We start from the raw sequence: 12,992 nt of genomic DNA, 5'->3' as shown, positions 1-12,992 counted from the left end.
GTTTGTTACGGGATTATCTATAAGTCGTTTCGGGCATCTTCAGACTTGAGCCTTTCAATTCGCTCATCAAGCGGAGGGTGAGTATCAAGTAGGTTGAAAATCTTACTTCCAAAAATGAAGGCATGAGAAAATTGCAGGCTCATCTTATTTTCAACTGCTGTTGGATAGGTGTTATCCCTTATTTTCTCAAGGGCTGATATCAAGCCTTTATTCGACCCTGTAAGCTTTACGGACTCCGCGTCTGCAAAAAATTCACGCTGCCTAGAAATCGCTTTCTGCATTAAGAAACCACAAAGAGCCATGATACCTCCCGCTAGAAGAACGAGAAGAGCTAGTGCCCCGAACCATAACGAAAGTTGTGCTCGGCCTTGCGTGCTGCCATCGGATAATAGGTTGCGAGACATCCAGATTGCTAGAGCAACAACAGCGATTGATGAGAAGCCGAATACAGCTGCCATAGCGAGCATACTGATTTTGACGTCTTTATTGATGATATGCCCGAACTCATGGGCAACGACAGCTTGTATCTCTTGTTGATCAAATCGTTGTAGCAGTCCTGTTGTAACACCAATAATAGAGTCTTCTTCAGACTTACCCGCTGCAAAGGCGTTTACTGAAGAGTCTTTAATGATGAACACAGCGGGTTTCCGTATATTGGCCTGCTTTGCCATTTCCTCAACCATCAGATCAAGTTTTTGGAGTTTCTTGTTCTTGATGTGACCGGGTATTAACTCTTTACCATTAAAGGCTTTTGCCACGGCTCGACCATTCGAGTTTTGGAACCACGCAAAAAGAGAACCAATCAGGATGACAGGCGTTAGGAACAGAGTCGCGTAATACGAGGCTTTGTAGTACTCCCCGTCAAAGAAAGGGAATAACGTACCGAAGAAAGTCATGCCCTCCGAACTGTCGCTGAACAAGGTTATGATGTAGAGGATGACCTGCATGATGTAGATGAAGAAGAAACCGGACAGGAAAACCATCGCAAGATATAAGTAAATTATCCGCTTGGTTTTCTTATCGTACCTTGCAAGTAACCCTGATTCTTCTTCGGTATCATCTGTTAGCAAGGCGATTTTGTCTTTAAGGATCTTTTGTCCTTTAGGGGCTAATTCATCAACCTTATCCCGAGCCTTCTGTAATTTTTGATCCAGCCCTGCATCTTTAAGCTTTGCTACACCTTTATCACGCAGAGCTTCTGTATCAGCCGCCGTTCGCTTGAGAGCCTGATTTACATTACTTTTTAAATTCGAAATGACATCCGCCCTTTCAGTTGGCGGTGTCTCTATGTTACCGGAATCTTCAGTTGTGCTTTGTTGTGATCTGACAAGTCTAACGGCTAACTTTTCCGTAGACGGCATGCTTTGAATTCTTGCCAAAGGCTTTTGAGCGGAGAAGGCCATGCCTTCACTGTCACGGGTGGACGTCCAGAATACTGAATCATCATCACTAGAGATTACCTCCGAGTTGGAGTCCGCTGTAAACAGCTCTTGAACTTCTTGAGCGGAGGGGATACGCCAGTCTTTGTAGCCTGCAAATCCTTTTTCGGTATTGAGCTTCTTGAGCAGTGCATTGAGCTGTCGCCAAGAGAAGGCCTTAGCATCACCAGAAAAGACACCTGACTCATTTTTCTTTTGGCCGATAACAAAAGTTGTCCACTGCAGACCAGTCTGGCTATCGGAAACAATACCTGAGGAGATTTTTGTAAAGCGCTTGCTACTATCCATTGTTCAGCCCTGAAGTCATAAACTCGATGGCGACGAGGGAGAGCGAACTGCTTTAGGGGAGAGTGATTTAAGTCCCTTTGCAATAAGAGTCCGACTTTCCGTGTCACACCTTAAAACTACTTGTTTAATTCTAACTGATGAATACTTCTTATTGCTAATGCAAGTTGGCGCACTCAGCTTCGGTTAAGCTACCTAAAACCGGAAGCGACCCGGAGACGACCCGGAAAACCGGAGTTTCTGGTCTGCTGCTAATGCTGCACTAATGCGCTAAGTCTTTGAGAGTTTGGGATATTTGTACCAGATTTCAGGATATCAATGCGCACAAAAAAAGCACACATGACCCGGAAATAGACCGGAGGGAAAAGCGGTTTAGGAAATGAGAGCGAGCGTACCAGAGTGGCTTAAATGTCAAAATTCAGGCGTGAAGACTAAAAATCTGAGTGTGGTCGAGAGAAAAATGAAAAGCTAGAAAAGCGTTGTAAATCAAGGAGATGGTACCAGTGGTCGGACTCGAACCGACACGCCATTGCTGGCAAGGGATTTTGAATCCCTCATGTCTACCAATTTCATCACACTGGCACTAATTTGGGGCTATTCTGCCAGCGCTCTTTTGATAGTACAAAGGATTTTGAATCCGTCGTGTCTACCAATTTCACCACACCGGCACTTCGTACTGGATAACCCTTTGAATGTTAAGTTATCTGTACAACAGTGCGGGGCATTATAAAAGAATCTCCAGTGCCGTCAATGACTTCATTACGGCTTTCCGATAATATTCCGGTCTTCATTTCTCCTGCAGATAACTCTGAAGATATCCAATGCTACGAACTGATTTCGCTTTTGATCTGCCTGAATCCCTGATTGCCCGTTACCCGACCAAAGAACGTACCGCCAGTCGCCTGCTGCAGGTGAATGGTGAGGCGGGGTCGCTGCATCATGGTCGTTTCACCGATATTCTCGAACTGGCTCAGCCCGGTGATCTGATGGTGTTTAACGACACCCGTGTGATTCCGGCGCGTTTGTTTGGCCAGAAAGAAACCGGCGGTAAGATCGAAATTCTGCTGGAGCGTCTGCAGGAAGAGAACTGTGCGCTGGCGCATATCCGTTCCAGCCGCTCGCCAAAAGCCGGTGCAAAACTGATTCTGCAGGATGGCTCTGAAGTTGAAGTACTGGGTCGTCAGGATGCTCTGTTCGAGATCCAGTTTGATCCTGCGGCAGACCTGCTGGAGCTACTGGAAAAAATCGGTCACATGCCGTTGCCGCCTTATATCGATCGTGAAGATGAGCTGGAAGACCGCGAGCGTTATCAGACGGTTTACGGCAAAAATGCCGGTGCGGTGGCGGCCCCGACAGCGGGTCTGCACTTTGACGAAGCTCTGCTGCAGGCGCTGGCAGATAAAGGCGTAGAGACCGCTTTTGTGACTCTGCATGTAGGTGCAGGTACTTTTCAGCCGGTTAAAGCGGATAATATTTTTGAACACCACATGCACTCAGAGTTTGTGCAGGTGAGTGCGGAAGTCTGCGAACAGATCAAAGCAACCAAAGCCCGTGGCAATCGTGTGATCGCCGTGGGTACGACCAGTGTGCGTTGTCTGGAAACTGCTGCCAAGCTGAGTTCAACACCGGGTGAGATCGAGCCGGTACAGACAGATACCAATATCTTTATCTACCCGGGTTATCGTTTTCAGGTGGTGGATGCGCTGGTGACCAATTTTCACCTGCCAGAATCCACCTTGCTGATGCTGGTTAGTGCGCTGGCAGGCTACAAGACGATGATGCAGGCCTACAAAGAGGCGGTAGCGGAAGAGTATCGTTTCTTCAGTTACGGTGATGCCATGTTTATCACCGCCAATCCGGATCCGGATCTGCCGCCTAGCGCCCAGTAAGGTTTTAAAACGATCTAAAGCGCGACCGGTTTTTCCGCGAGGTGACATAGCGGATAAACCCTCGCAATGCGGCGGACGCTGATTAACAGCGAACCTGCCGGAAACACTTAACAGACGGGCGTTTTGCCCCTTGGATTTTGCTATGTCTCGTGAATGTTTTATGAAGTATGAGCTGAAAGCCACTGATGGTAAGGCTCGCCGTGGTGAACTGACTTTCCCACGCGGTAAGGTACAGACCCCTGCTTTTATGCCTGTGGGCACTTACGGCACGGTTAAAGGCATGCTGCCCCGTGATATCGAAGAGATTGGTGCTGAGATCATTCTGGGTAACACCTTCCACCTGATGCTGCGTCCGGGCACTGAAGTGGTGAAGAAGCACGGCGACCTGCACGACTTTGTGCAGTGGAAAGGCCCGATTCTGACTGACTCCGGCGGCTTTCAGGTGTTCAGTCTGGGTGCGATGCGCAAGATCAGCGAGAAGGGTGTTGAGTTCCGTTCTCCTGTTAATGGCGAAAAAGTCTTTATCGATCCAGAGCGCTCCATGCAGGTTCAGCGTGATCTGGGTTCCGACATCGTGATGATCTTCGATGAGTGCACCCCGTATCCGGCAACGCACAAAGAAGCCAAAGACTCCATGGAGATGTCCCTGCGCTGGGCAAAACGCTCCAAGGATGCTCACGGCGATAACCCATCTGCACTGTTTGGCATTATTCAGGGCGGTATGTATGAAGATCTGCGTGATGTCTCTCTGAAAGGCCTGACCGATATCGGTTTTGACGGTTACGCTATTGGCGGTCTGTCGGTAGGTGAGCCGAAAGACGAGATGATCAAGGTACTGGATTACCTGCCAGCGAGAATGCCGGAAGATCGTCCCCGCTATCTGATGGGTGTGGGTAAGCCGGAAGATCTGGTGGAAGGCGTGCGTCGTGGTGTCGATATGTTCGACTGCGTGATGCCGACCCGTAACGCCCGTAACGGCCACCTGTTCACTGCTGATGGTGTAATCAAGATCCGTAATGCGGTACATCGTCACGATGACAGCCCGCTGGAAAAAGAGTGTGACTGCTACACCTGCCAGAACTTCAGCCGCAGCTACCTGCATCATCTGGATAAGTGTAAAGAGATGCTGGGTGCTCAGCTGAATACCATCCATAACCTGCGCTATTACCAGCGTCTGATGGCTGGTTTGCGTGATGCTATTGAACAGGGTAAATTGGACGACTTTGTCAGTGCCTTCTACGCCCGTCTGGGCCGGGAAGTGCCTGAATTAGCAGAGTAATTTCTCGGTCGTAGCGGTTTAGGCCTCTACCCGAAAGCGGTAAGGGAACTGGTGGTGACAAGTGTTGTCCGAATCCGGTTCGGCTGTATTGCAGGCCTGTAGAGTACGTAGCCGTAATATAAAGCGGTTATAACTCAATCAAGCTGTTATTCGATCAAGCTGTTATAACTTGATCGCTGTTATAACCCAGGGGCGGCTCATGTCCGGTCATTAAGCCGGAGGAGCTGCCCTTGTATTTACAGGAATTGGCCGCATCTCAGGCAGATAGCCGGATGTTGCCAGTCAGTTGTCTGCAAACAGCTTGAAGAACAGACCGCCGGATCTTGATCCTGTCTGATCGGGTCAGATATTGACCGGGTCTGGTTTTGAATAAAACAGGAAAGATCCGAAGCGATTATTAAGTAAGATTCGCAATCCTAAACATTAGTAAAAATAATAGAGGACTCATCAATGAGCTTTTTTATCTCTCCAGCGTTCGCTGAAGGTGGCGCGGCAGCAGCTGATCCAAGTGCAATGAGCCAGATCTTCCTGCTGGTTGGTTTCGTGGTTATTTTCTACTTCATGCTGTGGCGTCCGCAAAGCAAGCGTGCCAAAGAGCACCGTGAGCTGGTATCCGGCATCGCTAAAGGTGACGAAGTGGTAATTGGTGGTGGTCTGGTTGGCCGTATCACTAAAGTTTCTGACGAGTTCGTTGTGATGGAAGTAGCCGAAGGCACTGAAGTCAATGTACAGAAAGCGTCTGTAGTCGCTGTTCTGCCTAAAGGCACGATCAAGTCTATCTAAGTACATCCCGATACTGCCGGCATCTGCCGGCAGTATCGGTTTTACGAGCGGGTGTTTTAAGGAACGTAACAGCTCATGATCAATAAATATCCCCTCTGGAAATATCTGCTGATTCTTGTGGTTGTGGCTATGGGCGTTGTTTACGCGCTGCCAAACCTGTATCCGGATGATCCTGCCGTACAGCTGACCCCGCAACGTGGCTCTGTACAAATTAGTGAACGTCATATCAGCCAGGTAACCCGTGCCCTTGATAAAGCCGGCATCGAATACTTTGGCGAAGAGATTGAGAACAACAACGGCATCATCCGTTTTAAGCATGACGAAGACCAGCTGAAGGCCAAGACCCTGATTCAGGAAGCTCTGGGCCAGGACTTTGTTGTTGCTCTGAACCTTGCGCCAACCACGCCTCAGTGGCTGGTGGATCTGGGTGCCGGCCCGATGAAACTGGGTCTGGACCTGCGTGGCGGTGTGCACTTCCTGATGGAAGTGGATATGAAGGAAGCACTGGCGCAGCGTAACGAAGTTTATATCAGCGAGATGAAAACGCTGCTGCGTAGCGAGCGTTTGCGTTATCGCCGTATCACCCGTGAAGAGGGTGTGATCAGCATTCGTTTTACCAATGAAGAATATCTGGATCAGGCCAAATCCCTGCTGCGTAAAGAGTTCTCTGACTTTGTTCAGACCGAGCGCACCGAGGGTGAAGAGCTGTTCCTGGATCTGACGCTGTCTGAACAGGCGGCTCGTGATATTGAGGATTACGCGGTTAAGCAGAACTTAACGACCCTGCGTAACCGTGTGAACGAGCTGGGTGTTTCTGAGCCTCTGGTTCAGCGTCAGGGCCGTAACCGTATCGTGATCGAACTGCCGGGTGTACAGGATACAGCAGCAGCGAAACGTATTCTGGGTGCAACTGCAAACCTGGAGTTCCGTCTGGAAGCGAGTTCAGATGCCAGCGTTCTGGATACTGAAGAGTACCCGTTCCGAGATAATGAAAACCGTCGTGCGGTTCTTGAGCGTGACATCATCATTACCGGTAACAGCGTATCCAATGCTCAGTCTGCGTTTGATGAAAACGGTCGTCCACAGGTAAATATCGATCTGGATACCCAGGGCGGTAAGCTGATGAACCGTGCAACCCGTAACAACATCCGTCGTCGTATGGCGGTGCTGTTCGTGGAGCATAAGGTTAAGACTCACATCGCAGAGGTTGAAGGCGAGAAAGTTGAGAAGCGTGTGCCGTACGTTGAAAAGCACATCATCTCACTGGCAACCATTCAGAGCGCGCTGGGTAACAGCTTCCGTATTACCGGTCTGGATTCCCCAAGTGAATCCTCTGAGCTGGCTCTGTTGTTGCGTGCCGGTTCTCTGGCAGCACCTATCTACTTTGTGGAAGAGCGCACCATTGGTCCTAGTCTGGGTAAAGAGAACATTGAACTGGGCGTGACCTCGGTTCAGATCGGTATGGCACTGGTTGTGATCTTTATGCTGGCTTTCTACCGTGTGTTCGGTCTGATTGCTAACGTCGCTCTGACGGTTAACCTGATCCTGCTGGCTGCGCTGATGTCCATGATGTCCGCGACGCTGACTCTCCCGGGTATTGCCGGTATCGTACTGACGCTGGGTATGGCGGTGGATGCGAACGTGCTTATCTTCTCCCGTATTAAAGAAGAGATGCAGAACGGCCAGTCGCCACAGATGGCGATCCATGCCGGTTTCGAGCGGGCGTTTGTCACCATTTTTGATGCCAACCTGACCACCTTGCTGGTTGCTGTGATTCTGTTCGCAGTGGGCACGGGGCCGGTTAAAGGTTTCGCAGTGACTCTGTCGCTGGGTATTCTCACCTCCATGTTTACCGCCATTATGGTAACCCGTGCGCAGGTGAATCTGATTTATGGTGGCCGCCAGCTGAAGAAGCTGTCGATCTGAGCGGTTCAAAGTCTTTGATCATGTCGGGCGGCGTGACTGCTGCCTGACAAGGTGTGAAACCCTTTAGAGTGGGAATGTTTATGTCACGGATCAATCGCTCCATCGATTTTATGGCTAAGCGTAAAATCGCTGGATATATCTCCATCGCGCTGGTGCTCTTGTCACTAGTGTCGCTGGCGGTAAATCAATTGAAACTGGGTCTGGATTTTACCGGCGGTACGCTGGTTGAAGTCAGCTTCCAGCAGGCCCCTGTGCTGAACGATCTGCGCAGCGAGCTGGAAAATGCCGGTTTTGAAGATGTCACCGTACAGAACTTCGGTAGTGATCTGGATGTTCTGGTGCGTCTGGCGCAAGGCTTCTCACCAACGGTAGGTGATGATGTACTGGCGGCTATTCGCAGTAATGACGCTTACGAGGTTGAGCTGAAGCGTGCCGAGTTTGTTGGTGCTCAGGTGGGTGAAGAGCTGCGTGACCAGGGTGGTCTGGGCATGCTGCTGGCGCTGGGTCTGGTAATGGTTTACGTTGCCTTCCGTTTCCAGCTTAAGTTCTCAGTGGCCTCCGTAGCTGCCTTGGCGCACGATGTCATCATTATGCTGGGTCTGTTCTCAATTCTTCAGTTGGACTTCGATCTGACGGTGTTGGCGGCAGTACTGGCGGTAATCGGTTACTCGCTGAACGATACTATCGTGGTATCGGATCGTATTCGTGAGAACTTCCGTCGTCTGCGTACCGGTACTCCGGAAGACATCGTTAATGTCTCTCTGAACCAGACGCTGGGCCGTACCCTGATCACCTCCTTAACCACTTTGTTGGTGCTGTTTGCACTCTTCTTCTTTGGTGGTGAGCTGATTCACAACTTTGCGATTGCCTTGCTGGTTGGTGTTTTTGTGGGTACTTACTCTTCGATCTATGTCGCTGCCAACGTACTGCTGGCGATGAACATTGATCGTGAAGATCTGATGGTGCCTGAGAAAGAAGGTGAGATTGAGGACGACCGTCCTTAACGCTCCTTTGGCTAATCTGGTATCAGAAAAAACCGGCTCTCAGCGAGCCGGTTTTTTTATGTCTTTGGACTGGAACCCTTCCGGTTGCCTCTTACTCTAATCGTGGCTTTCGACAGGCAATAAAAAACGCCCCAGCCTTTTGGGCTGGGGCGTCTGCTTTCGTAGAGAAGGAAAGCTAAACCATCAGGTCTGTCTTACAGGTGCGACTTGGCAATCTGCAGCAGTACCTTGTACATCTTAGGGTTCGCTAAGATAAGGTTACCATCCTGAGGTAAGTTAGGGCTGCCGTCAATGGCACCAATGAGTGAGCCTGCTTCTTTAGCAAAAACAGCGGCGATACGCATTTCCTGATCTTTTGCACCAAAGGCAACGCAGGCATCGGTATGACCGGTTACAGTACTCAGCATATCCAGCAGGATGCAACCGCTGCTGTGGAAGCTTTCTGCAACCTGACCCAGTTGCTGAGTCATACCCATGTAGATCGGGAAATTACGGCCACGGCTGTTCAGATCTGGCAGTGGCAGAGCGTATTTACCCGCTTCGATTGAACGCTGATTGCTGGCACGCATGCGACGACCATTCAGCTGAGCACCACGGCCACGGGATGCATAGAATTCATCGCCAGTGAACGGGTTGATCACAACTACGTGCTCAATTTTTTCTTTGATTTCGATACTGATAGAGACCGCGCTCTGAGGAATAGAGCGGGCTAGGTTGTTCCATCCGTGAGTCGGCTGCACATTCCAAAGAATCTCTTTGCCTTCCCCTTCACCAGGGATCAGGCGCTCATACTGGCCTTTAAAGCTATGCTCTGGGTGAGCACGGCGCAGTTGATTGATGATGTAGCCCTCAACAGAGCGAGCGGTGTCATCAAGAAGTTGTTCGATTTTGTTGTCTTCACGAGCGAACTCAAGACGTTCGTTGATACGCTGAAAATTTTGCACAGCACTACGCGCAGTGCGCAGCGCCAATTGAACCATTGGATGCATGCGATTACCGTCAGATGAAACATTGTTAAAGAACGAAGGCGCGCATCATACCAGAAAAAAAATGGAAATCGAGGGCTGATTTAAGGAGAAAAACAGCAAAAACAGCCTGAAGATGAGAGTTTTTAGTGAAAATTACGGTGTGTTGTCAGCTTTCAACAGATGTTAGAGTGGTGCTAGTTGGTTGAGTTTGCAGAGAAAATTTATTCATCTTTACTGTTTTAGCCCGCGTTGCGGATAAATCGATGATGAAGATGATTGCAGGTTCATGGAATAAAAAATTTACGTTTTTATCTGTCACCTGCTGATTCTGATTGGTGGGCAGGGTGGATATACAGAGGTGTTTAAAGCCATGTCGGCTAATACAAGTGAAGTGGCAGCAGGTGTTGCGGGATTGTTGAGCAATGTCCGGATTGTGCTGGTAAATACTACCCATACCGGAAATATCGGTGCGGCAGCCCGGGCGATGAAAAACATGGGGTTGTCCCGGCTGACATTGGTTGCCCCAAAACAGCAGCCGGACGCTGAGGCCTACGCCCGAAGCTCTCGCGCAGATGAGATTCTGGATCAGGCCATGATCGTTGATGATCTGGAAGCCGCCATTGCTGATTGCCAGCTTGTTATTGGCACCAGTGCCCGTCAGCGTAATCTCTGTTGGCCGCTGATTACTCCTCGCCAGATGGCGGATGAAGCAGCCAAAGCCAGCATGGCTCAGCCGGATGCTCAGATTGCGCTTGTCTTTGGTCGTGAAGATCGGGGCCTGACTAATGAAGAGCTGGCCCTATGTCATTTTCACGTCAATATTCCGACTGATGAGAGCTTCAGCTCACTGAATGTTGCCGCAGCGGTTCAGGTTTTGGTTTATGAGTTGCGGGTGAAATGGCTGGAGCTTCAGGATGCCACTTTGCCGGACTGGCAGGATGAGTGGGATGTGGATTGGGCGGATGCTGCGGGTGTTGAGCGTTTCTATCAGCACCTGGAGCAGGTGCTTACCGATCTGGATTTTTATGACCCGGAAAACCCCCGTAACCTGATGCAGCGTTTGCGTCGACTTTATCAGCGTGCCCGACTGGATCAGACCGAGTTGAATATCCTGCGGGGTATTCTGACCGCGACCGAGAAGGCAGCGGATCTGAAGGCTAAGCGCCCTAAGTCCTGACTAGTAATGTGCTCAGACCTCTTGATTGAGCGTTCTGATGTTCAGGCATCTATTATTGAGATAGCCTGAAAATAACAGCGCAGTCGTTCGGGCTGCGTTACACCCGCTAACACAGTTATAAGCCCTTTGTTTAGCTCAATACTTGACCAAAACAGTAGGGGTTATCATAATGCTTGATCATTGAAGGTAAACTAAAGTCTTTATCGATGGGCAATTACTGTATCGGTGTCTTAATTCAGATTTAGTGTCTGTGTTACGACAGCTTGCTCGTCAGGCTCGGGTTACCGGGGCTTTATCAGAATTATTGGGGATAACACGATGCGGCTGACGACCAAAGGGCGTTATGCAGTAACAGCGATGCTGGATCTGGCGCTACATGCTACTGAGGGGCCGGTGAGTCTGGCGGATATTTCAAAGCGACAGGAGATCTCTCTCTCCTATCTTGAGCAGCTTTTTGCCAAGCTGCGTCGCAATGAGCTGGTTAGCAGTGTCCGTGGTCCCGGTGGTGGTTATCAGTTAAGCCGCGAAAGCGATGAGATTTTTGTCGCTCAGGTGATTGATGCCGTCAATGAATCTGTTGATGCGACCCGCTGTCAGGGGCAAGGCGACTGTAAAGATGGTCGTGAGTGTCTGACGCACCATCTATGGTGTCAGCTGAGCGATCAGATTCATGACTTCCTGAACGGTATCAGTCTGGGTGAATTGGTTCGCCAGCACGAGGCATCTGCCCGCGAAGCCTGTGGTCTGAAAGGCGAAGAGAATGCTAATAAGATTCAGGTTGCTCTGATGTAATCTGGTCTCAGGACTGCCTCTGATAAGCCAGACCCCGGTCTGGCTTTGTCGTCTGAGCGCTATATAATGCCCTCGTTTTGGCAGTCCGGTCTTGTTCGGGGCCTGTTTGTTCACCTTGCTGATCAGACGAATCTTAACGAACGTTGCTACTAACCAGCCACTACTGCCGTGGCCTGATCCGGTATCAAGACAATGCAAACCCTCTACATGGATTACGCTGCAACCACTCCGGTCGATCCTGCGGTTGCGGAAAAGATGATGCAATACCTGACAGCCGATGGTTGTTTTGCCAATCCGGCATCCCGTGCGCACATGCTGGGCTGGTTTGCGGAGCAGGCGGTTGAAGAGTCCCGTCTGACCATTGCTAAGTCTGTTGGTTGTGATCTGCGGGAGCTTGTCTGGACATCCGGTGCGACCGAATCGAATAACCTGGCGCTGAAAGGCGTGGCTGAGACCCGAAAAGCACAGGGGCGGCATATCATCACCTCCGCCATTGAACATAAAGCGGTGCTGGATACCTGTGGCTGGCTGGAAACTCAGGGCTTTGAGGTGACTTACCTTAAGCCGGATAGCACGGGTGTGATCTCCGTTGAGCAGGTTGCAGATGCCCTGCGAGAAGACACGATTCTGGCCTCTTTTATGTGGGTCAATAATGAGCTGGGCAGTATTAATCCGGTCCTGGAAATTGGTGCGCTGCTACGCGAAAAAGGTGTGGTCTTCCATGTCGATGCTGCTCAGGCTGGCGGCAAGGTGGTGATGGACCTGGCGAATATGCCGATCGATCTGGTTTCCTTCAGCGCACACAAAATCTACGGCCCTAAGGGGATGGGCGCGCTTTATGTGCGTCGTGATCCGGATCTGAAAGTTGCCGCTCAGATCCACGGTGGTGGCCATGAGCGAGGCATGCGTTCCGGCACGCTTCCTACCCATCAGATTGTGGGTATGGCGGAGGCGATGAAGATCGCAACAGAACGCCTCCAGCAGGATTTTGATCATTTGACGACTCTGCGTCAGCAGTTCTGGCAGGGAATTTCTGTGCTGGATGCGGTCTCAGTTAATGGTGATCTGGAATCCGGCTATCCCGGTATTCTGAATGTCTGCTTTGCCGGAGTGGATGGTGAGTCTCTGCTCATGGCGTTGAAAGATGTAGCGGTTTCTACAGGATCTGCCTGTAACTCCGCCAGTGTTGATCCATCCTATGTCTTGAGTGGTATCGGTTTGCCACGGGATAAGGCGCTGAGTTCTCTGCGCTTCAGCTGGGGGCGATTCTGCACAGCAGAAGAAGTGGAACAGGCGATCGCCAGTGTCACCCGCGCGGTAACCGCGCTGAGAAGCTAGCCGAAAGTCACCGTTAGAGATTTTGGTATCAGGCCTTTAATTACCTGATGCCTTATGCGCCGCCGCTGAACAGGTGGTGGGCGAAAACGAATTGAACCATTAAACGATCTGG

Annotated in this window: 10 protein-coding genes and 1 tRNA gene; 8 read left to right on the top strand and 3 right to left on the bottom strand. The window is 50.4% G+C overall.

The annotated features are described in order from the left end of the window. Window positions 1–17: 17 nt before the first annotated feature. Complete coding sequence (locus tag BV405_RS11330) at window positions 18–1,727, bottom strand: M48 family metalloprotease (protein WP_086480944.1); 1,710 nt, start codon at window positions 1,725–1,727, stop codon at window positions 18–20. Between the two features lie 492 nt (window positions 1,728–2,219). Next, window positions 2,220–2,306, bottom strand: a tRNA-Leu gene (locus BV405_RS11325). 239 nt (window positions 2,307–2,545) lie between these two features. Between BV405_RS11325 and queA the strand changes: the two genes are divergently transcribed. From queA to secF, 5 genes are all read left to right on the top strand, one after another. Next, a complete protein-coding gene (gene queA / locus BV405_RS11320; protein ID WP_086480943.1) occupies window positions 2,546–3,613 on the top strand; it encodes a tRNA preQ1(34) S-adenosylmethionine ribosyltransferase-isomerase QueA in 1,068 nt (355 codons plus the stop codon). A 160-nt stretch (window positions 3,614–3,773) separates the two neighbouring features. After that, window positions 3,774–4,892 (top strand): tRNA guanosine(34) transglycosylase Tgt, encoded by a 1,119-nt coding sequence (gene tgt, locus BV405_RS11315; protein ID WP_425435137.1) that lies wholly within the window; start codon window positions 3,774–3,776, stop codon window positions 4,890–4,892. Between the two features lie 450 nt (window positions 4,893–5,342). Beyond that, complete coding sequence (gene yajC / locus BV405_RS11310; protein WP_086480941.1) at window positions 5,343–5,675, top strand: preprotein translocase subunit YajC; 333 nt, start codon at window positions 5,343–5,345, stop codon at window positions 5,673–5,675. Between the two features lie 75 nt (window positions 5,676–5,750). Beyond that, a complete protein-coding gene (gene secD, locus BV405_RS11305; RefSeq protein ID WP_086480940.1) occupies window positions 5,751–7,601 on the top strand; it encodes a protein translocase subunit SecD in 1,851 nt (616 codons plus the stop codon). A gap of 80 nt (window positions 7,602–7,681) precedes the next feature. Next, window positions 7,682–8,605, top strand: coding sequence for a protein translocase subunit SecF (secF, locus tag BV405_RS11300; protein WP_086481177.1), 924 nt, complete (start codon window positions 7,682–7,684; stop codon window positions 8,603–8,605). A 194-nt stretch (window positions 8,606–8,799) separates the two neighbouring features. Here secF and BV405_RS11295 read toward each other — a convergent pair whose 3' ends face one another. After that, on the bottom strand, window positions 8,800–9,594 hold the full coding sequence (locus tag BV405_RS11295) for an inositol monophosphatase family protein (protein WP_086480939.1): 795 nt from the start codon (window positions 9,592–9,594) through the stop codon (window positions 8,800–8,802). 349 nt (window positions 9,595–9,943) lie between these two features. On the opposite strand from BV405_RS11295, the gene trmJ reads away from it, so the two are divergent. From trmJ to BV405_RS11280, 3 genes are all read left to right on the top strand, one after another. Further along, a complete protein-coding gene (gene trmJ / locus BV405_RS11290; protein WP_245832296.1) occupies window positions 9,944–10,750 on the top strand; it encodes a tRNA (cytosine(32)/uridine(32)-2'-O)-methyltransferase TrmJ in 807 nt (268 codons plus the stop codon). Between the two features lie 318 nt (window positions 10,751–11,068). Then, window positions 11,069–11,542, top strand: a complete 474-nt coding sequence (iscR, locus tag BV405_RS11285; RefSeq protein WP_086480938.1) for a Fe-S cluster assembly transcriptional regulator IscR — start codon at window positions 11,069–11,071, stop codon at window positions 11,540–11,542. 192 nt (window positions 11,543–11,734) lie between these two features. Then, on the top strand, window positions 11,735–12,880 hold the full coding sequence (locus tag BV405_RS11280; RefSeq protein WP_086480937.1) for an IscS subfamily cysteine desulfurase: 1,146 nt from the start codon (window positions 11,735–11,737) through the stop codon (window positions 12,878–12,880). The last annotated feature ends 112 nt before the right edge of the window (window positions 12,881–12,992 follow it).

The sequence above is a fragment of the Oceanospirillum sanctuarii genome (genome assembly GCF_002150805.1).
Taxonomy (GTDB): Bacteria; Pseudomonadota; Gammaproteobacteria; order Pseudomonadales; family Halomonadaceae; genus Oceanospirillum; species Oceanospirillum sanctuarii.
Note: the sequence above shows the minus strand (reverse complement) of the source record. Positions and strands in the feature narration are given on the sequence as shown.